Source organism: Variovorax sp. 3319 (assembly GCF_031456585.1).
GTDB classification, from domain to species: Bacteria; Pseudomonadota; Gammaproteobacteria; order Burkholderiales; family Burkholderiaceae_C; genus Variovorax; species Variovorax paradoxus_P.
Window position 1 is genome coordinate 315,702 of the sequence record NZ_JAVDUZ010000002.1, and the last position, 25,838, is coordinate 341,539.

Genomic DNA, 25,838 nt, shown 5'->3' on the forward strand with positions numbered 1-25,838 from the left:
CTCATCTCAGCAGGAGCGTGTGCAATGGGGCCGAATGGATCAGGTTACAAGGTGCTTGTCATCGATGACAGCAATACGATCCGGCGCAGTGCCGAAATATTTCTGAAGCAGGGCGGTCACGAGGTTCTTCTGGCGGAAGACGGCTTTGACGCGCTCTCGAAAATCAATGACCACAAGCCGCATCTGATTTTCTGCGACATCCTGATGCCTCGCCTGGACGGTTACCAGACCTGCGCCATCATCAAGCGCAATGCTCAATTCTCCAATGTTCCGGTCGTGATGCTCTCCTCGAAAGACGGCGTCTTCGACAAGGCCCGCGGCCGCATGGTCGGATCGCAAGACTACCTGACCAAGCCTTTCACCAAAGACCAGCTGCTGCAGGCCGTGCAGCAGTTTGGCATTGTTCAACAGGAAGTGCAGTAATGCCCATTCGAAAAATCCTCGTCGTCGACGACTCCAAGACGGAACTGGTGTTCCTGTCTGACCTGCTCCGCAAGAACGGCTTTGCCGTCAAGACCGCTGAAAACGCCGACGACGCCATGCGCCGTCTCGAGGAAGAGCAGCCCGACCTGATCCTCATGGACGTGGTCATGCCCGGCCAGAACGGCTTTCAGCTGACGCGCGCGATTGCCCGCGATCCGAAGTACGGCTCGATCCCGATCATCCTGTGCACCAGCAAGAACCAGGAAACCGATCGTGTGTGGGGCATGCGCCAGGGCGCGCGCGACTACATCGTGAAGCCGGTCAACGAGGCCGACCTGATGTCGAAGATCACGGCGCTCGCCTGAGCAGGAGCCGACTGAGTCCATGGCCAATCGCGACGCTCTCCGCGCCTTCCAGTCCCGGCTTGCAAGCCGCCTGCAGGCTGCACGCACGACTGGCGTCGCCGCCACGTGGCTCGCGGTCGAGGCGGGAGAAGGCAAGTTCCTCTTTCCTCTCGGCCACGCGGGCGAAATCTTTCCCTGGACGCCTCCGCAGCCTGTGCCTTATTCGCAGCCGTGGTTCCTGGGCGTTGCCAACCTGCGCGGCGGCCTCTATGGCGTGGTGCAGCTGTCGGCATTCGCCTCGGGCGTTCCGAGCGGGCCGGCCGCCACCGAGGCGGCCCGCATGCAATCGCGGCTCGTTGCCCTCAACGAGCTGCTCGAAGTCAACTGCGCATTGCTGGTCGACCGACTGGCAGGGTTGCGCGGCGCCGAGGCTTTTACGGCCGCGGAGCCGCCAAGCGCAGAAGCACCTGCCTGGCTGGGGCATCTGTACACCGATGCGGCGGGTGAGCGCTGGCAGGAAATCAACCTGCAAGCGCTTTCGCAGCAACCCGAGTTTTTGAGTATTGGCGCCTAGTGCTTTCGCACAGCCCAAAGACAACCACCCTGAAGGACCGACCGTGAGCTCGATCGCCGACAAGTTCAAGAAATTACTGCCCGCGAACAGCGGCAACGAAAAGGCCCGCGTCGACGGCTCAGGTTCCACCTTGTCGCTCGACGATGTCGATACGGTGCAGGCACTGGACGAGAAGACCGTCCGCCTCGCCCGAAAACAAGGCCGCACCGCCGACGAGCCCACGCCTACCGGCTTTGCCGATGGCGGCGCGCTGCCTCCCAGCGAAGCAGCCAACGAGGCAGGCGCGGGCGCGCTGGACGCAGCCCAGGCCGCGGCCGACAAGGCCGGCTCCCGGCCGGCGCGCCAGCAGCGGATCCTGGCCATCATGCTGGCCGTGGTCGTGCTGCTGCTGTTGCTGGTGGCCGGTTCCGCCATTCTTCGCGCTGAGCGGCTCGCCCAGCAGGTGGCCGCCACCGGCCAGTCGCTGATGCAGTCGCAGCGTCTCGCAAAATCGATCTCCCAGGCTCTTGTGGGCAGCGCACCCGCGTTCGTCGAGGTGAAGGACAGCGCCGACGACCTCACGCGCCGCGTGCAGGGCCTGACCAACGGCGACGATGCCTTGCGCCTCGAACGCGTGGGCAACCAGTACGACGAGGACATGGCCAAGATCAACCCGCTGGTCGCCCGTGCCGACGCCAGTGCCAAGGTTGTGCTGTCGCAGCGCCAGATCCTGACCCAGGTGGGTGCCGCCTTGCGCGACATCAACCAGCAATCGTCCGCGCTGCTCGAAATGACGGAAACCGTCGCTTCGCTGAAGATGCAGCAGAACGCCACGCTGCCTGAAATTTCGGCCGCCGGCCAGCTCGTGATGCTGACCCAGCGCATCGGCAAGTCGACCAACGAATTCTTCACGGTCGAGGGTGTGAACCCGGACGCCGTGTTCCTGCTCGGCAAGGACCTGAACACCTTCCAGGAAACCACCCGCGGCCTGCTCGACGGCAATGCGCAGCAGCGCTTCCCCGGCTCGAAAGACCCGCAGACCCGCCAGCAGCTCGAAGCCATCCTGAAGACCTACGAGCAGATGCGCACGCAGGCATCCGCCATTCTGGGCAACCTGCAGGGCCTGGTGGCCGCGCGCGAAGCGCAGGCGTCCATCCTGACCGACAGCGAACCGCTGCGCAAGTCGCTCGGCGAGCTGCAGGACAAGCTCTCCGCACGCACCGGCCTTGGCGCCGGAACCATCGTGCTGCTGTTCGTGCTGTCGCTGGCCGCTCTGGCTCTTGCCGGCGCCATCGGTTTCGTGCAGGTTCGCGAAGGCCGCGAACGCGCCGCCATCGCTGAACGCGAGCGTCTTGCTGCCGAACAGGCCAGCGACGAAGCCGGCCGCATCAACAACGCCAACCAGGCCGCCATTCTTCGGCTGATGAACGAACTGCAGACAGTGGCTGAAGGCGACCTGACGCAGGAAGCAACCGTGACCGAGGACATTACCGGCGCCATTGCCGACTCGGTGAACTACACGGTGGAAGAACTTCGCCTCCTGGTGGGCAACGTGCAGAACACGGCAACCCGCGTGGCCCAGACGACGTCGCAGGTGGAAAGCACCTCGACCGAGCTGCTCGCCGCTTCCACCGAACAGCTGCGTGAAATTCGCGAAACCGGCCAGTCGGTGCTGACCATGGCCGAGCGAATCAACGGCGTGTCCTCGCAAGCGCAAGAGTCCGCCACGGTGGCGCGCCAGTCGCTGCAAGCCGCATCGTCGGGTCTGCAGGCCGTGCAGAACGCCATCGGCGGTATGAACTCCATCCGCGACCAGATCCAGGAAACCTCCAAGCGGATCAAGCGCCTGGGCGAATCCTCGCAGGAGATCGGTGAAATCACCGAACTGATCTCGGACATTACCGAACAGACGAACGTGCTGGCACTGAACGCCGCCATTCAGGCCGCATCGGCCGGTGAAGCCGGTCGCGGCTTCTCGGTGGTGGCGGAAGAAGTGCAGCGGCTGGCTGAACGCTCCGCAGATGCCACGCGCCAGATTTCGGCGCTGGTGAAGGCCATTCAGACCGACACCCAAGACGCGGTGGGCGCCATGGAGCGTTCCACGCAGGGTGTGGTCGAAGGGGCCAAGCTGTCCGACAATGCCGGTACCGCACTGACGGAGATTGACCGCGTGTCGCGCCGCCTTGCAGACCTGATTGAGCAGATTTCGCAATCCGCATCCCGCGAAGCCGATTCGGCCAACGTGGTGGCTGCCAACATCCAGCACATTTTTGCGGTGACCGAGCAGACCGGAGAAGGTACCCGTACCACCGCCCAGCAGGTGCGCGAGCTTTCGCAGATGGCGGAAGAACTGCGTCGCTCGGTGGCCCGTTTCAAAATTGCCTGACAAGAGATAAGAACGGCGAGCATCCAACGTGTCGATCCAAACCCCTGCCACGGCCCCCCTCGCTGGCAACGTGCCGGCCACCGAAGACCTTGGGCCGCTGGCCTGGGTTCTGGGAGAAATCCAGAAATCCCTCGACAGCGTTGCCAAGTCGCTGCGGCGCTTCGTGCGCGACGTGGGCAATAGCGCTGAACTCGAGAGTGGCCCGCTGCAAATGGCTCGCCAGCAGCTGCACCAGTCCGTCGGTGCGCTGCAGATGGTGGGCAACACTGCGCCGGCGCTGGTGCTCGGCGCCATCGAGTTCGCGGTTCAGGGCTTCATTGCCGAACCGCAACGCTGCACCGACAGCGCAGTCCAGAAGATCGAGCGTGCCGGCTTTGCCGTCGTCGATTTCCTCAACGCACTGCTGGCCGGCAAGCCCGTGTCGTCGGTGGCGCTCTTCCCGCAATATCGCGATGTGCTCGAACTGGTCGGCAACGAGCGCGTCCACCCGGCGGACCTGTGGAGCATTGCGTGGCGCTGGGTCGAAGTGCGTCCCGCGCTCACCCAGGCCGCATTGGCCTATGACCCGGCGGTGCGTTCGCGGCTGGACCGCGAAGTGCTGCAACTGGTCAAGACCGGCGATGCGCAAGCCGCTCGCCGGCTGCACGCGCTGTGCCTGGGTCTCGGACGCGGCGCGCTGCTGCCCCGCGTGGCAAGTTTTTGGACGCTGGCTGCCGGCTTCTTCGAGGCCCTGGCGCTCGAGCTGATTCCGGCTGATTCATACGTCAAGCGCGCCGCTTCGCGCGTGCTGCTGCAATACGCCACGCTCGCGCGCGGCGACAGCACCGTCTCCGACCGTTTGGGCCAGGACCTGCTGTTCTTCTGCGCGCAGGCAGTGCCTACCGGCCGCGACGACGCCGCCACGCTGCGCACCGTGCGCAGCGCCTGGGGCGTTGCAAACGAGCCGTACGTCAACTACAGCGTCGAGCAATTCGGCCGCTTCGATCCGCTGGTGCTCACGCAGGCACGCAAGCGCATCGAAACCGCCAAGGAAATGTGGTCGGCGCTTTCGGGCGGCGACGTCACCCGTACCCGCCAGGTGTCCGACACCTTTGCGCAGTTGGGCGAATCGCTGCATAAGCTGCATCCGCCGAGTCTGCCGATGGTGGAGGCGCTCACGCACGCGGTCGAGGCGTCGGTGCGCAGCGGCCAGCCGCCCGACACCGAACTTGCGATGGAAGTCGCAACCTCGGTGCTCTACCTGGAAGCCGCGCTCGAAGACCTGGACCCGAGCGATCCGCAGCTCACCTCCCGAACCCTGCAACTGGCCGGCCGTATCGAGCGTGTGCGCGCTGGCGGCCATTCGGAGCCGCTCGAGCCCTGGATGGAAGACCTGTATCGCCGCGTGAGCGATCGCCAGACCATGGGAACCGTGGTCGACGAGCTGCGCAGCCACCTGAGCGAACTCGAAAAATCGCTCGACCAATACTTCCGCCGCCCGGCAGAAAAGGCACTGCTGCGTACCGTGCCGAGCCAGCTGCTGCAAATGCGCGGCGTGTTCTCGGTGCTGGGCCTCGAGCAGGCCGCGCACACCGTGCAGCGCATGCGCGACGACGTCGAGCAGATGCTCGTGGGCAATGCCTCGCCCGTTGAAGAAATGCATAGCTTCGATGCGCTCGGCAACAACCTGGGCGCACTCGGCTTCCTGATCGACATGCTGGGCTACCAGCCTGCACTTGCCAAGCGCCTGTTCGTGTTCGATGCCGAGGCCGGCGAACTCAAGCCGCTGATGGGCCGCCAGGCCGACACCGGCGGCTCAGATGCCGAAGTGGCAGACGGCAAGCCCGCGGCTGCCGAAGCCGTGCTCAGCATCGAAGAAGTCGATGCACAGATCGCTTCGAAGCTGGCCGCCCTCGCCACGCCCAACCGCAAGGCGAAGGTGTCGCCCATCGAGGAATTCAGCCGCAAGGCCGACAGCTGGACCAACAAGATCACCGGTCCCGCAGCGCTGCCCGACACCGAAGTTACCGAACTCGAAGAAGACGACCTGCAGAACATCTTCCTCGACGAGGCTCGCGAGGTGGTCCAGAACGGCCTGGCCGCCATCGACGAACTCGGCGGCCACCCCGACGACACCGAAGAACTCACCATCCTGCGGCGTGCTTTCCACACGCTCAAGGGCAGTTCGCGCATGGTCGGCCTTACCGACTTCGGCGATGCCGCGTGGTCCTTCGAGCAGGTGCTCAACACCTGGCTGGCCGACCAGCGCGACGCCACGCCCGAGCTGCTTTCCGCCACCCGCAATGCGCTCGGCGAATTCAGCGAATGGGTCGAGGCCATTGCTTCCGGCGCTGCGCACAGCTGGCAGTCGTCGCATTTCAGCCGCGTGGCCAACGCCCTGCTGGCCGGCGAGCCCGTGCCCACTGCGCCGCCGCGCGCCGACGCTGACGCCCTTGCCGTTGCCGCGCGCCATATTGCCGCGGAGCCGCCTGTGGCTGCCCCGTTGCCAATGCCGGAGCTGCCCGAGCTTCCGGACCTCCCCGACCTGTCGCTGGCTCCTGCCGCGCCGCCGGAGCCTGCGCCCGCGCCAATAACCGCACCCGCACCCGCCTTCGAACTGCCGGTGCAGGCGCTGGAGGAGCCCGCAAGGCACGAAACCGACGACGACTTCGCATCGACCGACTTCCTCGACTTCGATACCAAGCCGAGCCCGGAAGAGTCTTTCGAAGTGCTGACCGGCAGCGGAGATTTCGACTTCCTGGCGGCCGAAAAGGTGGAGCCCGCACCGCCGGTCGCTCAATTTGCCGCCGAACCGGCCGCAGAACCTGCGCCGATCGCCGCGCCGGAGCTGCTGCAAACGCCGGCGGCGCTGCCCGATCTGGACTGGGCCCCCGAGCTCTCGCCAGCCAGGGAGAGCGAGCCCGCAGCCCTTGCCCCGGTCGAGCCTGTGTCCGTGTCCGTGGAAGAAGAGCCCGTGGCTGCCGCACCGGCGTTCCTGCTGGAGCCGGAAGAGCCCGCCGCAACGGTGGCCGAAGCGCCCGCCGCACCGGAAGAGCCAGTCGAGCCGCCGTTGGCGGTTGCAGACACGGTTGCAGTTGCCGAAGAAGCGCCGCAGCCCGAACTCGCAGCCGAGCCCGAGCCCGAAGTGCAGGAAATGGCCGAAGCTGCAGCCCCCTCGGGTGCCGACGACCAGGTCAAGGTCATCGGGCCGCTGCGCATCGGCATCGCGCTCTACAACGTCTACCTCAACGAAGCCGACGAATGGTCGAGGCAATTGGCCACCGAAGTCGGCGAGTGGGCGCTCGAATCGCACGAGCGCCTGTCGGATTCGACCGTCGCGCTTGCGCATTCGCTGGCCGGCAGTTCGGCAACGGTCGGCTTCCATAGCCTTTCGGGCATGGCCCGCCTGCTCGAAGCGGCGCTGCAGCATCTGCAAATGCAGGGCAGCGGTACGCGCGAACAGGGGGTGGTGCTGGTTGCCGCGGCCGACGAGCTGCGCCGCCTGCTGCACCAGTTTGCCGTCGGCTTCCTGCGCGAACCTTCCGAAGGAACGCTGCAGGCATTGCGCGACATTGCCGCCGCACCCATGCCGGCCGAGGCTGCTGCCCGTGCCGACGTGCGGCCGCTGCAGCACATGGTGGCGACCGACAGCGTTGCCGACGTGGCGCTGGACGACTCCGAAGATGCCATCGACGTAGCCGATGCGGTCGACGTCGACCTGTTCCCGATCTTCGAGGAAGAAGCCGCGGAATTGCTGCCCCAGCTCGGCCAGGCGCTGCGCCAGTGGGCTCACCATCCCGACGACAACGCGCCCCGCGCCTCGGTGCTGCGCACGCTGCACACGCTCAAGGGCAGCGCCCGGCTGGCGGGTGCCATGCGCCTCGGCGAGCGGGCGCACCGCATGGAGTCCGAGATCGAAATCCTGGGCACCCAGGGCGGCGCCGACAGGATCGAGATCGAAAAGCTGCTCACGCGTCTCGACGCACTGCAGTCCACCTTCGACGCACTGCGCGCGGCGGACGATGCCACCCAGGCCGAAGTGGCCCAGCTCGTGGTGGCGGCAACCGCCGCCCAGCCGGGCGTTCAGCTGGTGCAGGTTGCTGCCGAAGCCGGCGTGCCCGCCAACGACGAGACCGCGGACACAGCCGATCAGGACGCAACCTCCGCAGACACGGCCGCCGTGCCGTCGCTCTTGCCGCGGCCGGCTCCGGCGCTGCTCGCACCGCTGCGCGCGGCGTCTACCCAGGCCGTTCGCATTCGCACCCAACTGCTCGACCGCCTGGTGGCGCAGACCGGCGAGGTCATCATCACGCGTTCGCGGCTCGAGGCCGAGCTCGGCCAGCTGCGCGGTTCGCTCTCCGACCTGACGGGCAACCTGGACCGCCTGCGCCAGCAACTGCGCGACATCGAAGTGCAGGCCGAAAGCCAGATGCAGTCCCGCCTGGCGCAAGCCAAGGACTCGCAGCAGAGCTTCGACCCGCTCGAGTTCGACCGCTTCACCCGCGTGCAGGAACTCACGCGCATGATGGCCGAGTCGGTGAACGACGTGGCCACCGTGCAGCGCACGCTGCAAAAGACGGTGCAGGCAACAGAAGACGACCTGAGCGTGCAGGCACGCCAGACGCGTGAACTGCAGCGCGGCTTGCTGCGCACGCGCATGGTGGAGTTCGAAGGCATTTCGGACCGCCTCTACCGCGTGGTGCGCCAGGCGTCGAAAGACACCGGCAAGCAGGTGCGCCTGGACATCGTCGGCGGCTCCATCGAAATGGACCGCGGCGTGCTCGACCGCATGACCCCCGCCTTCGAGCACCTGCTGCGCAATTGCGTGGCGCACGGCATCGAAGACCCGGCCACGCGCGAAAAGGCCGGCAAGGACGCCAATGGCCTGATCGTGATCGACCTGCACCATGAGGGCAACGACGTCTCGGTGAGCTTCCGCGACGACGGCGCCGGCCTGGACCACAAGCGCATTGCCGAACGTGCCCGCACACTCGGCCTGCTCGAGCCGGGCCAGGAACTCTCGCCCGAAGAAGCCACCGAGCTGATCTTCAAGCCCGGCTTCTCCACGGCGGGGCAGGTGTCCGAACTGGCTGGCCGCGGCATCGGCATGGACGTAGTGCGCGCGCAAATCGCCGCGCTCGGCGGCCGTATCGAAACGCACAGCACCGCCGGACACGGCACCACCTTCAAGCTGGTGCTGCCGCTCACCACCGCGGTGACGCACGTGGTGATGCTGCGCGCCGGTGAGGTGTCGATCGGCGTGCCGTCCAACCTGGTGGAACTGGTTCAGCGCGTGAGCAGCACCGAGCTCGAAGCCGCCTACCTGCACAACAGCCATCCGTTCGGCAGCGAACAGGTGCCGTTCTATTGGGCCGGTGCGTTGCTGCAGGCCTCGGCACGCAGCGACCATCCCGCCAGCAAGAACAACACCGTCGTGATCGTGCGAAGCGCGGCACAGCGCGTGGGCCTGCACGTGGACGAAGTGCTGGGCAACCAGGAAGTCGTGGTCAAGAACCTCGGGCCGCAACTCGCGCGCCTGCCGGGTCTGGCCGGCATCTCGGTGCTGGCTTCCGGCGCGGTGGCGCTCATCTACAACCCGGTGGCGCTGGCCGCGGTGCACGGCGAACAGGCGCGCATGCGCCAGGCCGCCGCGCTGGCTGTCTCCGCGCAGGCCGGATCGGCCGATGCCGACCACGGCGCGCCGCAGGAGCCGTTGCCGATGCTGGCTCCGCCGGTGCCGCAGGTTCCGCTGGTGCTGGTGGTGGACGACTCCATTACCGTGCGCCGCGTGACGCAGCGCCTGCTGCAGCGCGAAGGCTATCGCGTGTCGCTCGCGGCCGACGGCCTGCAAGCGCTCGAGCGGCTCCAGCAGGAGCGGCCGGCGGTGGTGCTGTCCGACATCGAAATGCCGCGCATGGACGGCTTCGACCTGGCCCGCAACATCCGCGCGGACGAGTCGATGGCCGGCCTGCCGATCATCATGATCACCTCGCGCATTGCAGAGAAGCACCGCGACTACGCCCGCACGCTGGGCGTGAACCACTACCTGGGCAAGCCGTACTCGGAAGACGAGCTGCTGCGCCTGGTTCGTGCGTACACGAGCGAACCGGCATTGGCCGCCGCGGCCTGACGCTCTCCAGCGCTCGACCCATAAAGGGGCCCGCCGGGCCCCTTTATTTTTGCAGCGCCTTGGCTCGCGCCACGCCGTAGCGCTGCAGCGTTTTCTCGCGTGCCTCGGCGTGGTCGACCACCGGCTTGGGGTAGGTCTCGCCAAGCTTGATGCCTGCCGCCTCCAGCTCCACCGGCGAGGCCGTCCAGGGCGAATGGATTGCGGCATTCGAAAGGCCCGCCAGTTGCGGCAGGTAGCGGCGGATGAACTTGCCCTCGGGGTCGAAGCGCTCGCTCTGCGTTACCGGGTTGAAGATGCGGAAGTACGGCTGCGCGTCGCAGCCGCTGGAGCTTGCCCATTGCCAGCCGCCGTTGTTCGAGGCCAGCTCGAAATCGTTCAGGTGCAACGCAAAGTAGCGCTCGCCGCGCCGCCAGTCCAGCCCCAGGTCCTTGCAGAGAAAGCTTGCCGTCACCATGCGCAGGCGGTTGTGCATGTAGCCGCTCTGGTTGATCTGCAACATCGCCGCGTCTATCAGCGGGTAGCCCGTGCGGCCCTGGCACCAGGCCTCGAACAGCTGGTCGGCATGCTTGCCGTGGTGCCACTGGATCTTGTCGTACTCGGGGCGAAAGCTCTTCGATTCGCCGCCCGAATGCACATGCGGAAAATGCGCCAGGATCTGAAAGTAGAACTCCCGCCAGATCAGTTCGCTGAGCCAGGTTGCCGCTCCCGTGTCGCCCTGCAGCGAGAGCTGGTGCGCCACCCCGGCCACCTGCCGGATCGACACGGTGCCAAAGCGCAGGTGCACACCCAGGTAGCTGGGGCCCCGCACTGCCGGAAAGTTGCGCGCCGCGTCGTAGCGGTCGATGCGCTGGAAAAAGTCTTCGAACAGCGCCGCCGCCCCCTGGGTGCCGGTGGGAATCTCGAGTTCGGAAAGGTTGGTTTCCTGAAAGCCGATCTCCTCGAGCAAGGGCACCGGCGCGCGCCAGGCCTCGGGCGGCGCGGCCAGCGCGTCGGCGTATGCCCGAACCGGGTACGACTTGAGAAAGAACGGGTCCACCTTGGCCAGCCAGGCCCGCTTGTAGGGCGTGAAGACCGTGTAAGGCTGGCCGGTCTTGGTCATCACCTCGTCGCGGTCGAAAACGGTGGAGTCCTTGTAGGTATGAAAAGCCACGCCCGCGTTGGCCAAGGCTCCGAGCACCTGGGCATCGCGGGCCAGCGCGTCGGGCTCGTCGTCGCGGTTGGCAAAAACGGCCTGCACGTCCAACGCGTGCGCCAGCGCCGGAATTTCATCGACTGCGGCGGCATGGCGCACGATGAGCCCGCCGCTCAGGTCGCGCAGCTCGTCATCGAGCTCCACGAGCGACTCGCGGATGAATTCCACCCGCCGGTCGGCGCGGGGCAGGGGTTCCAGAATGGCGCGGTCGAACACAAAAACGCACACCACCTGGCGGCAGGCCCGCAGGGCGTGGTAGAGGGCTGCGTTGTCGTCCACGCGCAGGTCGCGGCGGAACCACATGAGCCCTTTGGGATAGGTCTTGTCGACGGCCAGTAAAATCGGCGGCATATGGCTTCCGATTCTGCCCCGATGAACCTCACGCATCACTTTTTGATAGCGATGCCGGGGATGGAAGATAAAACTTTCAACCGCAGCGTCGTCTACCTCTGCGAGCACAGCGAGCGCGGTGCGCTCGGCCTTGTGATCAACAAGCCCAGCGACATCAACCTCAAGGTGTTGTTCGAGAAAATCGAGCTCCACCTGGCACGCCCCGAACTCGGCGACGCCCCGGTTTTCCAGGGTGGCCCGGTGCAGACCGAGCGCGGCTTCGTGCTGCACGAGCCGGTGTTCTCCCATGCCGAGAAGCCCGAAGAGTCGGTCTACGCCTCGACCATGACCATTCCGGGCGGTCTTGAAATGACCACCTCCAAGGACGTGCTGGAGGCCCTGGCCACCGGCGCGGGGCCGCGCAAGGTGCTGGTTTCGCTGGGCTATTCGGCCTGGGGCGAAGGCCAGCTCGAATCGGAACTGGCTGAAAACAGCTGGCTCACCGTGAGCGCCGATCCGGCCGTGATCTTCGACACCCCCATCGAGCAGCGCTACGACAAGGCGCTGATGCTGCTGGGCCTGGAGGCCTGGAAACTGTCGCCGGAAGCGGGACACGCGTGATGGCCGCTGCCATGCCAGACGCTCCCGTTCCCTCCGCTTCCCCTGTTTCCGTTGCCGTTCCTTCCCATTTTCAGAGCTTCCTGGCCTTCGATTTCGGCCTGAAGCGAACCGGCGTCGCGAGCGGAAACCGCTTGCTCGGCGCCGCCACCCCCCAGGCCACCATCAAGGCCGAGGGCGATGCCCGCTTTGCGCAAGTCGAGGCGCGCATCAAGGAATGGCAGCCCGATGCCCTGGTTGTCGGTGTGCCGTATCACCCCGACGGCGCCCCCCACGAAAACACCCGCCGCGCGCAGAAGTTTGCGCGCCAGCTGCGCGGCCGTTTCAACCTCCAGGTGTTCGAGGTCGACGAGCGCTACAGCACCACCGAGGCGCTGGCTTCGGGCGCGCGCGACGCCGATGCCGCATCGGCCTGCATCATCCTGGAGCAATTTTTGAGGAGTCTCCCGTGAGTTCAATACCCGATGCCGAAGCGCTCTACAAAGAGCTGCTGAACGGCGTGAAAGCGCTGATGCGCGCAGAGACAAAGCTGGTGGGTATTACCTCCGGCGGCGCCTGGCTGGTGGAGCGGCTGCAAAAAGACCTGGGCCTTGCCGGCGCGCCGGGCGTCATTTCGTCGGCCATGCACCGCGACGATTTCGCGCGCCGGGGCTTGTCAGCCAGCGCGCAGACCGCGCTCCCCTTCGACGTGAACGGCGCCGACGTGCTGCTGCTGGACGATGTGCTCTACACCGGCCGCACCATTCGCGCGGTGCTCAACGAGTTGTTCGACTTTGGCCGCCCGGCGTGCGTGCGGCTTGCGGTGCTGGTCGACCGCGGCGGGCGCGAACTGCCGGTGGCGGCCGATTTTGCCGCCGCGAAACTCACGCTGCCCGATACGCAGCTGCTCGCACTGGCCCGCGCAGACGACGGGGCCTTCAGCCTCAAGGTCGAGGAGAACAGCTGATGCTCTACAAGCGAAATCCGCAGCTCAACAAGAACGGCGAACTGATTCACCTGCTGTCGATCGAGGGCCTGCCCAAGGACATCGTCACGCACATTCTCGATACCGCCGCCAACTTCACGAGCGTGAGCGACCGCGAGGTGAAGAAGGTGCCACTCCTGCGCGGCAAGAGCGTGTTCAACCTGTTCTTCGAGAACAGCACCCGCACCCGCACCACCTTCGAGATCGCGGCCAAGCGCCTGTCTGCCGACGTCATCAACCTCGACATTGCGCGCTCGTCGGCCACCAAGGGCGAATCGCTGCTCGACACCATCGCCAACCTGAGCGCAATGGCCGCCGACCTGTTCGTGGTGCGCCACAGCGAATCGGGCGCGCCCTACCTCATCGCGCAGCATGTGGCACCCCACGTGCACGTGGTCAACGCCGGCGACGGCCGCCACGCACACCCCACCCAGGGGCTGCTCGACATGTACACGATCCGCCACTACAAGAAAGACTTTGCGAACCTCACGGTCGCCATCGTCGGCGACGTGCTGCATTCGCGCGTGGCGCGCTCCGACATTCATGCGCTCACCACGCTCGGCTGCGCCGAGGTGCGCGTGGTCGGTCCCAAGACCTTGGTGCCCGGCGACATGGCCGGCATGGGGGTGCGCGTGTGCCACACGCTCGAAGAAGGCATCAAGGACTGCGACGTCATCATCATGCTGCGCCTGCAGAACGAGCGCATGAGCGGCGCGCTGCTGCCCTCGTCGCAGGAGTTCTTCAAGACCTACGGCCTCACGCCCGAGAAGCTGCAGCTGGCCAAGCCCGATGCCATCGTGATGCATCCGGGTCCGATCAACCGGGGCGTCGAGATCGACTCCGCCGTGGTCGACGGCAGGCAGAGCGTGATCCTTCCACAGGTCACCTTCGGCATCGCCGTGCGTATGGCGGTCATGAGCATCGTCGCAGGTAACGAAGCATGAACACACTGATCATCAACGGCCGCGTGGTCGATCCCGCCTCTGGCACCGACAAGAAAGCCGACATCGCCATCGCCGGCGGCAAGATCGCCAGCATCGGCAGCGCGCCGGCCGGCTTCAAGGCCGATCGCACCATCGACGCCGCGGGCTGCATCGTCGCCCCCGGCCTCGTCGACCTGGCCGCGCGCCTGCGCGAGCCCGGCTACGAACACGAGGGCATGCTCGAAAGCGAAATGGCCGCCGCCATTGCGGGCGGTGTAACCAGCCTCGTGTGCCCGCCAGACACCGACCCCGTGCTCGACGAGCCCGGCCTGGTCGAAATGCTCAAGTTCCGCGCAGAGAAGCTGCAGGGTGCACGCCTGTTTCCCCTGGGTGCGCTGACGCGCAGCCTGGCCGGTGGCGTGCTCACTGAAATGGCCGAGCTCACCGAAGCCGGCTGCATCGGCTTCAGCCAGGCCGACGTGCCGCTGGCAGACACCCAGGTACTGCAGCGCGCATTGCTCTACGCAAGCACCTTCGGCTACACCGTGTGGCTGCGCCCGCAGGACCGCGACCTGGGCAAGGGTGTGGCCGCCAGCGGCCCGCTTGCCACGCGGCTCGGCCTGTCCGGTGTGCCCGTGTCGGCCGAATCCATCGCCATCTTCACCATCATCGAGCTCATGAAGAGCACCGGCGCGCGCGTGCACCTGTGCCGCATTTCGAGCGCCCGGGGCGTGGCGCTGGTCCGCGAAGCCAAGGCGCAAGGCCTGCCGCTCACCTGCGACGTGAGCATCAATTCGCTGCACCTGGCAGACACCGACATCGGCTTTTTCGACAGCCGCGCGCGCCTGAACCCGCCGCTGCGCCAGCAGGGCGACCGCGACGCGCTTTCGGCCGCGCTGGCCGATGGCACCATCGACGCGCTGGTGTCCGACCACACGCCGGTCGAGGCCGACGCCAAGACGCTGCCCTTTGCCGAAGCCGAACCCGGCGCGACCGGGCTCGAGCTGCTGCTGCCGCTGGCGTTGCAATGGGGCGAGCGCAGCGGCGCCGGCATGGCGCGCGCGCTCGAAGTGATCACCTCCGCGCCTGCGCGACTGCTGGCGGCCGCAGATGCGGGCACCGGCATCGGGCGCCTCGCAGAGGGTGGCGTGGCCGACCTGTGCGTGTTCGATCCGGCCCTCGAATGGCAGGTGCAGCCCGATGCGCTCAAGAGCCAGGGCAAGCACACGCCTTTCGCGGGCTACCCGCTCCAGGGGCGTGCGCGCCACACCCTGGTCGCGGGCCGCGTGGTTCATGGCTGATGAAAAGAAGAGGGCGCACGTCTCGATGATCCGTTCGCTGAAGGCCTGCTGGCGCCTGCTGCATGCGGTGGGGCACGCACTCGGCGGATGGTGGACGATCCGCTTCGCCTTTCCGGGCCTTTCGGAGGAAGAGCGCCACCTGCGGGTGCAGCAATGGTCGCGGCGCCTGCTCGAGATCATGGGCGTCACGCTCAAGGTGCAGGGCACGCCGCCCGCAAAGGGGCCGGTGCTGGTCATTTGCAACCATCTCTCGTGGCTGGACATTTCCACCATCCACGCTGCGTGCCACGTGCGTTTTGTCTCGAAGGCGGGCGTGAAGCGCTGGCCGGTGATCGGCACGCTTTCCACCGGCGCGGGCTCGCTCTATATCGAGCGCGAACGCCGCCGCGATGCAATGCGCGTGGTGCATCACATGACAGAGGCTTTGCAAGGCGGGGACCGCATCGGCGTGTTTCCCGAAGGCACGACAAGCGACGGGCAAGGGTTGCTGCCCTTTCATGCCAACCTGCTGCAGGCCGCCATTTCGTCGGGCGCACCGGTGCTGCCCGCCGCGCTGCGCTTTGCCGACGCGGCCACCGGAGAAACAAGCCAGGCGCCGCGCTACATCGACGACGACAACCTGCTCACCTCGCTCTGGAACACGCTTCGCGCGCCGCCCCTCTTGGCCATCGTGCGCTTCGGCGAGCCGCAGCCCTCGCTGGGCCGCGAGCGCCGTGCCTGGGCGCTGTCGCTGCATGAAGACGTGCAGCAGCTGCGCCGCGAAACGCACTGATACGACTGATACGCACGGCACGGCATCTGCACAAAAAAAGCGCTCCCGAGGGAGCGCTTAACGACGCACGAATGCGCCGTGAGGAGGAACCGCAATGCAAAGCCGCACATCGGGCGATGCCTGTGTGAGCTTGACTGCAGGTTGAACCCTTCGCAGGCCGCAGCGTGCGGGAGAAATCAGTTCGTGCGCGTGGGCGAGTGCCTACATACGTAGGCCGGGCAATCGCCGGCTTGGCGCGAGGTGGTAGCCCGCTTTCAGCCGGCCCGGCCCTGTCCCTCTTCCTTGCTGCGCTCGCTTTGCTCCATGGTGCCCGAGCGCAGAAGGTCGCCTGCCTCGTTGGCGACCACGGCCTCGCTGAAGTAATAGCCCTGTGCCAGGGTCGTGGAGCCTGTGGAATTGAGAAACGCGCGCTGCGCTTCGGTCTCCAGCCCCTCCACGATGATGCCGATGCGTGCCTCTCGCGCCAGGTTCATGATGGCGCGCACGGTGGCCGCGCTGTCGGGGTCGTCAATGGCTCTCTTGAGCATCGATTGCGCGATCTTCAGGTGGTTGACGCGGTAGGTACGCAGGTACTCGAACGACGAGTATTCGGTGCCGAAGTCGTCGATGGCAATCCGCACGCCAAGCGCCCTCAACTGCGGCAGCACTTCGTTGTGGCTCCATGTCATCTGGGCCAGCGTCGACTCCGTCACGTCGAACTCCAGGTCGGAAGGGTTGAGCTGCCATTTGGCAAGGGAGTCGACCACGTCGCGGACCAGCTCGGCGCCTTTTCTGAGCTGCCCGAGCGACAGGTTGATCGCTACCACTGGCGGGGCCACGCCCTGTTCGCGCCACAGGCTCATTTGTTTGCACGCTTCGTTCAGCACCCACCGGCCGAGCATGACGATGCCCCCGGTTCGTTCCGCAATGGGCACGAAGGCGGTTGCGTCGAGCAAGCCGCGCTCCGGGTGGTTCCAGCGCAGCAGCGCTTCCACTCCCACGATTTTTCCGGAAGACAGCTCGACCTGCGGCTGGTAGTAGAGCTCCAGCTGTTCGCGTTCAATCGCCTTCTTCAAGTCTTCGCCCAACGCCACGCGGTCGCGCACCTCATGGTCGATTTCTTCGGAGTGAAAGTGGAACTGGTTGCGCCCCTCTTCCTTGGACCGGTACAGCGCAAGGTCTGCCTGCACGAGCATTTCGTCCGGCCCTGCGCTGCCAGCGATGTAGGGGCAGATGCCGATGCTCACGGACACATGCACTTCGTTGCCAGCGAGCATGTAGGGGCGCGCCAGCTCCGCCTGTATTTTTGCGGCCAGCGCGCCGGCACCTGCGAGCTCGCCCATTTCACTTTGCAGCACCGCAAATTCGTCGCCGCCCAGGCGTGCCACCACATCGGTTTCGCGTGTGCAATTCTTCAGGCGCTGGGCCACCTCGCGCAACAGCAGGTCGCCCGTGGGGTGGCCGTACATGTCGTTCACGGGCTTGAAATGATCCAGGTCGAGATAGTGCAGCGCAAAGGGCACGGAGCCCCTGCGTGCGGCCGCATGGGCCTGGTGAAGGCGTTCGGTCAGCGTGGCGCGGTTTGCAAGGCCGGTGAGCCCGTCGGTGCGCGCGAGCCGCGCCAACTGCTCTTCCGCCGCCTTGCGTTCGGTAATGTCGATGACGATGCCCTCGACCTCGATGAGCCTGCCTTCCTTGTCGCGAACCGGAACATAGCGGTTCTCCACCCACCGCCGCGTGCCGTCGCCTGTGCACAGCCGGTATTCGATGGAGGCGCCTTCCGCGTCCTTCTCGAGCACGCGAGCCATTGCATCGGCAACCCCCGCGCGGTCGGCCGGGTCGATCAGAACATCTGCCCAGTCCGGGTTGGCCATGAGGCTGGCCGGATCGTGGCCGAACTTGGTGATGTTGTGCGAGATGTAGATCAGAGGAAAGGCCGGCTCGCCGCGCAGCCGGTACAGGATGGTCGGGCTGTTCTGCACGATGATGTTGGCATCCGACAGCTCGCGGGTGCGCTCTTCGACAGCCTGCTCGAGCATGTTCATCTTGAAGGCGGCGTCCTGCGTCATTTGCCACTTCATGGTGAGCGCACTTGCCAGCTGCCGCACCTCGATCGGGTCGAACGGTTTCTTGAGCACCAGCAGGCGGTCGCGCGCGTCCAGCCGCTCGAACACTTCCACCCACGACTGGTCTGCATAAGCGGTGCAAATGACGATCTGCAGGCGCGGGTCCACCAGCCAGAGCTGCTCGATCGTCTCCACGCCGTCCCAGCCCGGGGGCATTCGCATGTCGATGAAGGCCATGGCGTAGGGCTGGTCCGCGTCCAGTGCCTCGCGCACCTTGGCAAGCGCTTCTTGCCCCTGGTAGGCGGTGTGCAGCACAAAGTCGACCGCGGTCTGCTTTGCCGAAGTGCCGAACAGCGCAGCCTCCATGTCGTCCAGATCCGATGCCGCCGGCTGGGGCAGAAGAATCTTGCGGAAGTCTTCGTGAATTGCAGGCGTGTCGTCCGCCAGCAGAATACGCCGGTTTTGCTGCTTGGTCATCGGGCTTCTTCTGCCTCCCTCGTCGCAATTCGGGACGTGATTGCTGCGCACGTGCGAACCAAATGCCTCATGTTGCGGCTCCTTACATGATCGATGCATTAGACACTTCGAAGCGCCGTCTGGCTTGGGTTCGACGCCTATTCAAGGCCATGCGGTGGCCGCGAAGAAACATGCTCATGCATTGGCCCCCGCGGCTGCGAACGAGGCTGTCCGCAGCTTGGGTCCGGCAATGGCAGTAGCATCCGCATCTTCAAGTCGGCGGATCGCCCGCCGGCGCTGTTCGTCGAACAGCGCAATGAACTCCTTTTCGAAATCAACGCCGTGAACAAGAAAATGCAGGAGCAAAGCACGGAGAGGCGCCCGAGACCGCCCGTACGCACCACCGTGAAGGACGCAATGCTGAAGCGCGACACCGATGTCGATACAGCGACTTCCGCGCTCAGGGCCGCTGCCGACGACGTTACCGCCAGCGTGGCCGAACTGATGCACCTCATCGGTCCGAGAGCAGCTTCAACCCCCCTGGAGTGGCGAAGCGGCAGCGCCGAGCGCATTGACGCCAGCAAGCAGTTCGGCCTCGTCGGCGAGATTCACGATGTGACCTTTCAGCTGCGTGCGCTGCAGCGCGCGGCCGAGTTGGCCGCCCGCCGCGCCCGCCGCCGCGCTGCCGAAGAGAGCGCCCGGCGCGAGGGCTCCGGCAGCTGAAAATCGCAGCAACACTACTGCCCGCGGGGCTGTAGTGGCGTGCCGGCGCAAGGCGCCCATAATGCCGCCTGCGGCCACGCCAGAGGCCGTATCAAACCGAAGACTGCGCCTCGACCACGGCGAGCCAGCCACCTTCTTTTCTGGCCTCACGGGATGACATCATGAGCGTATTGCAGATGTTTCTACCGGCCTCCGAACCAGCGCGCAGCGAGGCGCTGGAGCAGTTCAGAAGAACCCACCACCTCCCGCGCCACCTCGTGCGAGGCATCGGGCGCAAGACCCCAGGCGCACCGGGACCGATTGCGTTCATCGGGCCGGTGCAAGGCCAGCAGCAGGCCGCGTCACCAGCCCTGCGTACGCCGGCTGCGCCGGAATAGGGGTTTCAGGTCAGCGACGCGCTGAAGGCGAAGAGAGCCTGGCCGGCACTGACGCGCGGCAGGCTTCCAGAATTTCATCGGCCAGTGGCGAGTCGTCAGGGCAGGCCCGCGACAGCACTATGGCGCCGATCACCTGCGCAATGACCTCGATTCGCTTGGCGCGCGCGCCGCCCGGCTCGCCTTTCTCCGCACCCGCAGACCGGCTTCCCAAGGTCGCGAGCATGTTTTCCAGGCCGGCTGCGAAAGCCGTCTTGACTGCCTGCGGCTGACGCGCAGCGTCTGCGCACAGCGCGGCCATCGTGCAACCTTCGCCAGGCGTGTCGCGGTGCGCGCGGGACAGGTAGTGATCGACGAATTCTTTTGCACCGACGCCTTCGGCCTTGGCTGCCGTCTGCGCGAAACCGCAAGTAGCCGCTTCGGCCATCAGGTCGGTCTTGGAGCCGAAGTGCTTGTAGAACCCGCCGTGGGTAAAGCCTGCCTCCGCCATCAAGTCCGCAATCCCCACGCCGTCGTAGCCGCGCTCGCGAAACAGCGCAGAGGCAGTCTCGACGATGCGCGCGCGATTTGCCTGCGCCTGCGCTTTGGTGACCTTCATGTCCAGATCTCTTTAGATGTTGGGTATGCCGTCCGCGAAGTCCATGAATATACATTGATGTCGATCATCATCAAAGTCCTTGACGGCAAAGATGATGATTGACATCATTACGTCGTTCAGCTTTTCGAACCCCACCGATTCCAACGCCCGACAGCCATTTTCAAAAAAAAGAGGCAGCACATGACATTCAAGGCACTACTCGCCGGCAAGACCGGCGACACCATTTCAACCAGCCTGGTCGACTTCAACGAGCAGGACCTGATGCCGGGCGATGTCACCGTCTCGGTCGAGTACTCGACGGTGAACTACAAGGACGCGATGGCACTCAGTGGCCGTTCCCCGGTCATCCGCCAGTTTCCGCTGATCCCGGGAATCGACTTTGCCGGCGTGGTCGAGTCGTCGACCTATCCCGGGCTTGCCGCCGGCGACCGTGTGCTGGCGACCGGCTGGGGACTGAGCCAAACGCATCACGGCGGCTTTGCACAGAAGGCGCGGGTGAGCGGTGATTGGCTCATCAAGATACCGGAGGTCTTTTCGACTCGCGACGCCATGGCCATCGGCACCGCTGGCTTCACCGCCATGTTGTCCGTGCTCGCCCTGGAGCACGGTGGCCTCACGCCTGACCGTGGCGATGTGCTCGTGACCGGCGCGAACGGCGGAGCCGGGTCTGTGGCAATCGCGCTGTTGTCGGGCCTCGGCTATCGCGTGATCGCCTCGACCGGGCGCCTGGAGGAAGCCGACTATTTGCGCGAACTGGGTGCGGCAGACGTCATCGATCGCCGCACCTTGTCCGAGCCCGGGGCACCAATCGCCAAGGAGCGATGGGCCGGGGCCGTCGATTCAGTCGGCAGCCATACGCTGGCAAACGTCCTGGCGCAGACGCGGTATCGCGGCGTGGTCGCGGCCTTTGGCCTCGCACAGGGCGCCGATCTGCCGGCTTCCGTATTGCCCTTCATCCTGCGCAACATCACCCTCGCCGGTATCGATTCTGTGAATGCACCGCAGCCGACCCGGCTGCAGGCATGGTCGCGGTTGGCAAGCGACCTGGATCTGCAAAAGCTTGAACGCACAACCAGGGCGATTGGCCTGGCCCAAGTGCCTGAAGTCGCCAGCCAGGTACTCGCAGGAAAAGTCCAGGGCCGCACCATCGTCGATGTGCGTGCGTGACTGACCGCGATCAACATCCAGGATCGAGCATGCCGTACATCGACACCCCCACTCGATCCATCGACGTCAGGGGCATCACGCTTGCCTACCGAGACTTGGGGCCGCGTGACGGTGTGCCGCTGGTCCTGCTCAACCACTGGGGCGCCGTACTCGACAATTTCGATCCACGCATCGTCGATGGACTCGCACGCAGTCATCGCGTTATTGCCACCGACTACCGGGGAATCGGCGCTTCTGGCGGTACGTCGCCCGTCACCATCGATGCCATGGCAAGCGATGCGATTGCACTGGTTCGCGCGCTGGGCTTCGAGAAGGTCGATCTGCTCGGCTTCTCCCTTGGAGGCTTTGTAGCGCAAGACATCGTGCTGAAGGCGCCCGACCTCGTGCGCCGGCTCATCCTGGCCGGCACGGGGCCGGCGGGAGGCACGGGCATCGCGAAAGTCGGAGCGGTTTCGTGGCCGCTGATGGTCAAGGGGTTGTTGACGCTGCGGGATCCGAAGACATACCTGTTCTTCACCTCCACGGCCAATGGCCGGCAGGCCGCGAAAGCCTTCCTGGAGCGCTTGAAGGAGCGCAAGGCGAACCGGGACAAGGGGCCGACGCCAAGTGCCTTCCTGCGCCAACTGAAGGCCATCCAGGCCTGGGGCAGGCAGGCGCCGCAGGATCTCGGCCGCATCCGCATTCCGGTGCTCATTGCCAACGGCGACAACGACATCATGTTGCCCACCGTGAACAGCCATGACATGGCACGGCGCATTGCTGGCTCGCAACTGGTGATCTACAAGGACGCCGGGCATGGCGGGATTTTTCAGTACCACGGCGAGTTCGTGCCCAAGGCGCTGGCCTTCCTCGGCGACTGAGACGATCAACACAGGAGAGCGACTTGGGTACACAAACCACCGTCGATGTCGGCGGCAAGCGCGCGCTGGTAACCGGCGCATCCAGCGGCATTGGCGCGGCAATTGCGCGTGAGCTCGCCAGTCTTGGCGTCGACCTGGTGCTGACAGCGCGGCGCCGCGATGCGCTCGAAGCGGTCGCGGCAACCTGCAAGGGCGTAAATGTCGAGATCGTCACGGCAGATCTCGGCAAGCCCGACGCGGCGCGCGCATTGTGGAACGAGGCAATCGCCGGCGGGCCGATAGATATCCTGGTCAACAATGCCGGCTTCGGCTACTTCCGCCGCTTCGACGAAGTCGACTGGGCGCGAGACGCGGAACTCATCCAGCTCAACATGACCTCGCTCGTCGCGCTCGCGCGATGCTTCGTCGATGCACGCAAGACAAGCACCGCACCTGCGCACATGGTGAACATCGCGTCCACCGGTGCATACCAGTCAGTGCCGAACATGGCGCTGTACGCCGCGTCGAAGGCGTTTGTCCGCAACTTCAGCGAGGGCCTCCATGACGAGCACCGCGCCACCTCGCTGTCGGTGACCTGCATCTGCCCCGGCGGCACTGACACCGCCTTCCATGCCGCATCCGGCGGGGGCGACTACTCGTGGCTCGCAAACGCATCGACGAAGAGCGCAGAGTTTGTGGCGCACGCCGCAATCCGCGCAATGCTGCAAGGCAAGCGCACGGTGGTGCCGGGCCTTTTCAACAAGCTGTCGTGCTTTGGTGTGCGCTTCCTGACGCGGAGGTTCGCGTCGCGGGTGGCGACGCAAGTGCTCGGCAAGCCGCGGTTCGTGCTGCCGACGCGAAGAGAGGCTTGAGGAGAAACGGGCAGCTATCGCCAGGAATTCGTGCCGCGCCGCTGATCGACTCCTGGCCGCGCTGAATGACTCAGCTCAAACCATGTCGTCTTGGTTTGCTGCACTCGAACTCGTGGCCTTTCGTTCTGCAGTAAGCGCCAGTTTATGAACTATCGTGGAATTGACGCGTATCAAGTCTGCCCATCAAACTCAGCAGCAATCGCTCCAAGGGGTCGAATGCTGTCCAGCCTACGCCACCTGTGTCGCCGCGGATTGCCGCGGCAGAGGGATGCCTTTGTGCTAATGGCTATGTTTGCTGCCCTAGCGTCGTGGCTCGTGTTCTGGTTCGGCGAATAGTCATCTGGGCCAACGAGCGGCACATTCCGCGCCCGGGAGGAACAATGGCCGCCGCAAGGGTCGAGGTCCGGTTCGCCGCAGTCGTGAAAGGCACTGCTGATGTGCCGTTCCATGGCGTGAGTCGGGAGAGCGTCGGGGAGCTGGCTAGCGCCAGTCCGGTGGCGCGCTTGCTGGTGCCTTCGACAGGAATCGAACCTGTATCTGAGTCTTAGGAGGACCCCGTTCTATCCATTGAACTACGAAGACGGTGGACGGCCCGAACTTTACCAGTTCGGTTGGGCTTCGAACCGGCCGGTGAGGTTCAGCGCAAGCCCACGCGCGAGGCGTGCCAGCGCAGCACGGCGGCGCGTGCGGGGTCGGACGCCTCGATGCGATCGGCGCGCGTTTGCAGGGCGCGCATTTCTTCGACCTCGCTGATGATCTTGCCTGGGCTCAGCAACGCCTGAACGAGCACGCTTGCTTCTTCTGCAAGCGCCTTGAGCGCGCCAGCCAAGCCATTGCCGAATGTGCTCGTGCTGGACGATCGGTCAAGGGTAGACATAAAGGGACTCCTGGATCTGGTGAGTGGGGGTGACCCCTCTATTCTAGGGTTTACCCGCATATACCCCGGAGCGGGGGAATTGGCCCGAGCCAAGCCAGGAGCCGGTCCTTGCGCATACACGCTCGCGCGCTCGTCCAACCACACGGCGCGGGCTAACCCCAAGACAAAATCTTTGAAAAGTTGACCATGGTCAAGCAAGCGACGTTCGTGCTGCGCGCACCATCTGCCCTGTTCGCATCTCGGCTCAGATTCTTTAAAAAATAGAGCGCACCCTTACACAGGAGACAACATGATGAAGAACTTCTTTTCGCGCGCCCACGCTTGCCGGGCAAAAGTTTTTACCGCCGCAATGCTGGCACTTGCAGCCGCCGCGCCGGCTGCTGCGTGGGAGCCCGCCAAGCCGGTGGAGTTCGTGATTCCCGCGGGCACGGGCGGAGGCGCCGACCAGATGGGCCGATTGCTGCAAGGCATCGTCATCAAGTACAAGCTCATGAAGGAGCCGCTGATCGTCGTCAACAAGTCCGGCGGCGCCGGCGCCGAGGGCTTCCTTGCGGTGAAGGAGGCCAAGGGCGATCCGCACAAGATCATCATCTCGCTGTCCAACCTGTTCACCACGCCCATGGCCACTGGCGTGCCCTTCAACTGGAAGGACATGACGCCGGTTGCGATGATGGCGCTCGACCAGTTCGTGCTGTGGACCAATGCCGAGCAGCCCTACAAGAACGCTTCGGAGTACATCGCGGCAGCCAAGGCTGCGGGCCCGAACAAGTTCAAGATGGCCGGCACCGGCTCGAAGCAAGAGGATCAGATCATTACCGTGGCGCTAGAGAAGGCCACCGGCACCAAGTTCATCTACGTGCCGTTCAAGGGCGGCGGCGAAGTGGCGGTGCAGCTGGTGGGCGGCCACGTGCAATCGACCGTCAACAACCCGATCGAGGCCGTGGCCCAGTGGCGTGCAGGCAAGCTGCGCGCACTGTGCGTGTTCGACGACGAGCGCATGCCGTTCAAGGCCAAGGTGACCGACACGCAGTCGTGGAACGACATTCCCACCTGCAAGGAAGCCGGCGTTCCCACCAAGTACACGATGCTGCGCGGCATTTTCATGGCCCCGGGCGTCACGCCCGAGCAGCGCGCTTTCTATGTCGACCTGCTGACCAAGATCGCGGCCACGCCCGACTGGAAGGAATACATGGAGAAGGGCGCGTTCAACCCGACGTTCATGACGGGCGACGCCTTCACCAAGTGGCTCACCGAAGCAGAAGCCACGCACCGCACGCTCATGAGCGAAGCCGGTTTCCTGGCAAGCAACAAGTAGCAGCAATCGAGCGCCCTGCAGCGCTCCCTGCCTGACGACGCGGCCGGCGGCTGACGGGCGGCGGGCAGGGCGCTGCACTCTCGTTTTTTTCTCGGTACATACACACGAACGATGAGGACTCCATGGAGCACGACGAGAATTCCGAAGGCGCCGTACGCACTGGCGTAGCGACCAACGTGGTCGAGGCGGTGGTGGCGGTGGTCCTGCTGGTCATAGGCCTCGTGGTCATTGTCGAGAGCCAGAGGCTGGGCTCCGGCTGGACCAGCGACGGCCCCGGCGCGGGCTACTTCCCTTTCTACATCGGCGCAATCATCGCGGTTTCCGGCGCCGGCATCCTGTACCAGGCGCTGCTTGGCAAAGACAAGAAGACCGAAGTCTTCGTCGACTCCGTGCAGCTCAAGCGCGTGCTGTCGGTGCTGCTGCCGGCCACGGTCTATGTGCTCGCGATTTCGCTGCTGGGCCTGTACGTGGCATCGGCGATCTACATCGCGCTGTTCATGGTGTTTCTTGGCAAGTACTCGTGGGTGAAGAGCGTCATTGCGGCGTTGATCGTCAACACGGTTTTCTTCTTCATGTTCGAGGTGTGGTTCAAGGTGCCGCTGTTCAAGGGCGCACTCGATCCCCTCCGATTCCTCGGCTACTGAATTTCACGGAGCA

General features: G+C 65.2%; 22 protein-coding genes and 1 tRNA gene. 18 read left to right on the forward strand and 5 right to left on the reverse strand.

Annotated features, from left to right (window positions below; genetic code table 11):
* The first annotated feature begins 24 nt into the window (after positions 1 to 24).
* The 5 genes from J2X67_RS05820 to J2X67_RS05840 are packed head-to-tail and all read left to right on the forward strand — an operon-like array spanning position 25 to position 9,815.
* A complete protein-coding gene (locus J2X67_RS05820; RefSeq protein ID WP_126749384.1) occupies positions 25 to 423 on the forward strand; it encodes a PleD family two-component system response regulator in 399 nt (132 codons plus the stop codon).
* Positions 423 to 788 carry a PleD family two-component system response regulator gene (locus tag J2X67_RS05825; RefSeq protein WP_281148244.1) on the forward strand — a complete coding sequence of 122 codons (366 nt, stop codon included), beginning with the start codon at positions 423 to 425 and terminating at the stop codon, positions 786 to 788. Before J2X67_RS05820 ends, J2X67_RS05825 begins: the two co-directional genes overlap by 1 nt.
* A 19-nt stretch (positions 789 to 807) precedes the next feature.
* Positions 808 to 1,341 carry a chemotaxis protein CheW gene (locus J2X67_RS05830; RefSeq protein WP_281148245.1) on the forward strand — a complete coding sequence of 178 codons (534 nt, stop codon included), beginning with the start codon at positions 808 to 810 and terminating at the stop codon, positions 1,339 to 1,341.
* A gap of 43 nt (positions 1,342 to 1,384) precedes the next feature.
* Complete coding sequence (locus tag J2X67_RS05835) at positions 1,385 to 3,706, forward strand: methyl-accepting chemotaxis protein (protein WP_309951324.1); 2,322 nt, start codon at positions 1,385 to 1,387, stop codon at positions 3,704 to 3,706.
* Between the two features lie 28 nt (positions 3,707 to 3,734).
* Positions 3,735 to 9,815, forward strand: a complete 6,081-nt coding sequence (locus J2X67_RS05840; protein WP_309951326.1) for an Hpt domain-containing protein — start codon at positions 3,735 to 3,737, stop codon at positions 9,813 to 9,815.
* A gap of 43 nt (positions 9,816 to 9,858) precedes the next feature.
* On the opposite strand, the gene J2X67_RS05845 is transcribed toward J2X67_RS05840, so the two are convergent.
* Positions 9,859 to 11,358 (reverse strand): deoxyribodipyrimidine photo-lyase, encoded by a 1,500-nt coding sequence (locus J2X67_RS05845; RefSeq protein WP_309951327.1) that lies wholly within the window; start codon positions 11,356 to 11,358, stop codon positions 9,859 to 9,861.
* Between J2X67_RS05845 and J2X67_RS05850 the strand changes: the two genes are divergently transcribed.
* Genes J2X67_RS05850 through J2X67_RS05875 form a run of 6 tightly spaced genes read left to right on the forward strand, consistent with a single transcriptional unit; the run spans position 11,359 to position 15,915 of the window.
* Positions 11,359 to 11,958, forward strand: coding sequence for a YqgE/AlgH family protein (locus J2X67_RS05850; RefSeq protein ID WP_126749378.1), 600 nt, complete (start codon positions 11,359 to 11,361; stop codon positions 11,956 to 11,958). It abuts the gene before it with no gap.
* Positions 11,958 to 12,407, forward strand: a complete 450-nt coding sequence (ruvX, locus tag J2X67_RS05855; protein ID WP_157615946.1) for a Holliday junction resolvase RuvX — start codon at positions 11,958 to 11,960, stop codon at positions 12,405 to 12,407. Before J2X67_RS05850 ends, ruvX begins: the two co-directional genes overlap by 1 nt.
* Positions 12,404 to 12,901 carry a bifunctional pyr operon transcriptional regulator/uracil phosphoribosyltransferase PyrR gene (gene pyrR / locus J2X67_RS05860; RefSeq protein ID WP_309951331.1) on the forward strand — a complete coding sequence of 166 codons (498 nt, stop codon included), beginning with the start codon at positions 12,404 to 12,406 and terminating at the stop codon, positions 12,899 to 12,901. Before ruvX ends, pyrR begins: the two co-directional genes overlap by 4 nt.
* Entirely contained in the window at positions 12,901 to 13,863 is a 963-nt protein-coding gene (locus J2X67_RS05865) for an aspartate carbamoyltransferase catalytic subunit (RefSeq protein WP_126749375.1), read from the forward strand. The genes pyrR and J2X67_RS05865 overlap by 1 nt, the downstream gene beginning before the upstream one ends.
* Entirely contained in the window at positions 13,860 to 15,143 is a 1,284-nt protein-coding gene (locus J2X67_RS05870) for a dihydroorotase (protein WP_309951334.1), read from the forward strand. The genes J2X67_RS05865 and J2X67_RS05870 overlap by 4 nt, the downstream gene beginning before the upstream one ends.
* A gap of 25 nt (positions 15,144 to 15,168) precedes the next feature.
* Entirely contained in the window at positions 15,169 to 15,915 is a 747-nt protein-coding gene (locus J2X67_RS05875; protein WP_309951336.1) for a lysophospholipid acyltransferase family protein, read from the forward strand.
* 254 nt (positions 15,916 to 16,169) lie between these two features.
* Here the strand turns inward: J2X67_RS05875 and J2X67_RS05880 are convergent, their stop codons facing one another.
* Positions 16,170 to 18,437, reverse strand: a complete 2,268-nt coding sequence (locus J2X67_RS05880; RefSeq protein WP_309951338.1) for an EAL domain-containing protein — start codon at positions 18,435 to 18,437, stop codon at positions 16,170 to 16,172.
* Between the two features lie 321 nt (positions 18,438 to 18,758).
* On the opposite strand from J2X67_RS05880, the gene J2X67_RS05885 reads away from it, so the two are divergent.
* Positions 18,759 to 19,139, forward strand: coding sequence for a hypothetical protein (locus J2X67_RS05885; protein ID WP_309951340.1), 381 nt, complete (start codon positions 18,759 to 18,761; stop codon positions 19,137 to 19,139).
* A gap of 161 nt (positions 19,140 to 19,300) precedes the next feature.
* The gene (locus J2X67_RS05890) at positions 19,301 to 19,516 is read left to right on the forward strand and encodes a hypothetical protein (protein WP_309951342.1); all 216 of its coding nucleotides are present in this window, start codon (positions 19,301 to 19,303) and stop codon (positions 19,514 to 19,516) included.
* Positions 19,517 to 19,526: 10 nt separating this feature from the next.
* On the opposite strand, the gene J2X67_RS05895 is transcribed toward J2X67_RS05890, so the two are convergent.
* Positions 19,527 to 20,111: a helix-turn-helix domain-containing protein gene (locus J2X67_RS05895; RefSeq protein WP_309951344.1), complete on the reverse strand. Its 585-nt coding sequence runs from the start codon at positions 20,109 to 20,111 to the stop codon at positions 19,527 to 19,529.
* Between the two features lie 180 nt (positions 20,112 to 20,291).
* Between J2X67_RS05895 and J2X67_RS05900 the strand changes: the two genes are divergently transcribed.
* The 3 genes from J2X67_RS05900 to J2X67_RS05910 are packed head-to-tail and all read left to right on the forward strand — an operon-like array spanning position 20,292 to position 22,989.
* Complete coding sequence (locus tag J2X67_RS05900; RefSeq protein WP_309951347.1) at positions 20,292 to 21,278, forward strand: MDR family oxidoreductase; 987 nt, start codon at positions 20,292 to 20,294, stop codon at positions 21,276 to 21,278.
* A gap of 29 nt (positions 21,279 to 21,307) precedes the next feature.
* Positions 21,308 to 22,138, forward strand: a complete 831-nt coding sequence (locus J2X67_RS05905) for an alpha/beta hydrolase (RefSeq protein ID WP_309951348.1) — start codon at positions 21,308 to 21,310, stop codon at positions 22,136 to 22,138.
* A gap of 23 nt (positions 22,139 to 22,161) precedes the next feature.
* On the forward strand, positions 22,162 to 22,989 hold the full coding sequence (locus tag J2X67_RS05910) for an SDR family oxidoreductase (protein ID WP_309951349.1): 828 nt from the start codon (positions 22,162 to 22,164) through the stop codon (positions 22,987 to 22,989).
* A 507-nt stretch (positions 22,990 to 23,496) separates the two neighbouring features.
* Here J2X67_RS05910 and J2X67_RS05915 read toward each other — a convergent pair.
* Both J2X67_RS05915 and J2X67_RS05920 read right to left on the reverse strand, forming a co-directional pair.
* A tRNA-Arg gene (locus J2X67_RS05915) sits at positions 23,497 to 23,571 on the reverse strand.
* Between the two features lie 55 nt (positions 23,572 to 23,626).
* Positions 23,627 to 23,866, reverse strand: coding sequence for a hypothetical protein (locus tag J2X67_RS05920; protein WP_309951350.1), 240 nt, complete (start codon positions 23,864 to 23,866; stop codon positions 23,627 to 23,629).
* 292 nt (positions 23,867 to 24,158) lie between these two features.
* Here J2X67_RS05920 and J2X67_RS05925 point away from each other — a divergent pair, with 292 nt between their 5' ends.
* Positions 24,159 to 25,181 (forward strand): Bug family tripartite tricarboxylate transporter substrate binding protein, encoded by a 1,023-nt coding sequence (locus tag J2X67_RS05925; protein ID WP_409050470.1) that lies wholly within the window; start codon positions 24,159 to 24,161, stop codon positions 25,179 to 25,181.
* Positions 25,182 to 25,303: 122 nt separating this feature from the next.
* Positions 25,304 to 25,825: a tripartite tricarboxylate transporter TctB family protein gene (locus tag J2X67_RS05930; RefSeq protein ID WP_309951352.1), complete on the forward strand. Its 522-nt coding sequence runs from the start codon at positions 25,304 to 25,306 to the stop codon at positions 25,823 to 25,825.
* Positions 25,826 to 25,838 lie beyond the last annotated feature (13 nt).

What these genes read in the sequence shown, in the direction of transcription:
- J2X67_RS05865 (WP_126749375.1), top strand. Translation starts at nt 12,901, where the DNA reads ATGCTCTACAAGCGAAATCCGCAGCTCAACAAGAACGGCGAACTGATT.
- J2X67_RS05920 (WP_309951350.1), bottom strand. Translation starts at nt 23,866, where the DNA reads ATGTCTACCCTTGACCGATCGTCCAGCACGAGCACATTCGGCAATGGC.
- J2X67_RS05830 (WP_281148245.1), top strand. Translation starts at nt 808, where the DNA reads ATGGCCAATCGCGACGCTCTCCGCGCCTTCCAGTCCCGGCTTGCAAGC.
- J2X67_RS05900 (WP_309951347.1), top strand. Translation starts at nt 20,292, where the DNA reads ATGACATTCAAGGCACTACTCGCCGGCAAGACCGGCGACACCATTTCA.
- J2X67_RS05850 (WP_126749378.1), top strand. Translation starts at nt 11,359, where the DNA reads ATGGCTTCCGATTCTGCCCCGATGAACCTCACGCATCACTTTTTGATA.
- J2X67_RS05930 (WP_309951352.1), top strand. Translation starts at nt 25,304, where the DNA reads ATGGAGCACGACGAGAATTCCGAAGGCGCCGTACGCACTGGCGTAGCG.
- J2X67_RS05895 (WP_309951344.1), bottom strand. Translation starts at nt 20,111, where the DNA reads ATGAAGGTCACCAAAGCGCAGGCGCAGGCAAATCGCGCGCGCATCGTC.
- J2X67_RS05825 (WP_281148244.1), top strand. Translation starts at nt 423, where the DNA reads ATGCCCATTCGAAAAATCCTCGTCGTCGACGACTCCAAGACGGAACTG.
- J2X67_RS05820 (WP_126749384.1), top strand. Translation starts at nt 25, where the DNA reads ATGGGGCCGAATGGATCAGGTTACAAGGTGCTTGTCATCGATGACAGC.
- J2X67_RS05880 (WP_309951338.1), bottom strand. Translation starts at nt 18,437, where the DNA reads ATGACCAAGCAGCAAAACCGGCGTATTCTGCTGGCGGACGACACGCCT.
- J2X67_RS05875 (WP_309951336.1), top strand. Translation starts at nt 15,169, where the DNA reads ATGATCCGTTCGCTGAAGGCCTGCTGGCGCCTGCTGCATGCGGTGGGG.
- J2X67_RS05905 (WP_309951348.1), top strand. Translation starts at nt 21,308, where the DNA reads ATGCCGTACATCGACACCCCCACTCGATCCATCGACGTCAGGGGCATC.
- J2X67_RS05870 (WP_309951334.1), top strand. Translation starts at nt 13,860, where the DNA reads ATGAACACACTGATCATCAACGGCCGCGTGGTCGATCCCGCCTCTGGC.
- ruvX (WP_157615946.1), top strand. Translation starts at nt 11,958, where the DNA reads ATGGCCGCTGCCATGCCAGACGCTCCCGTTCCCTCCGCTTCCCCTGTT.
- J2X67_RS05925 (WP_409050470.1), top strand. Translation starts at nt 24,159, where the DNA reads ATGAAGAACTTCTTTTCGCGCGCCCACGCTTGCCGGGCAAAAGTTTTT.
- J2X67_RS05890 (WP_309951342.1), top strand. Translation starts at nt 19,301, where the DNA reads ATGAGCGTATTGCAGATGTTTCTACCGGCCTCCGAACCAGCGCGCAGC.
- J2X67_RS05845 (WP_309951327.1), bottom strand. Translation starts at nt 11,358, where the DNA reads ATGCCGCCGATTTTACTGGCCGTCGACAAGACCTATCCCAAAGGGCTC.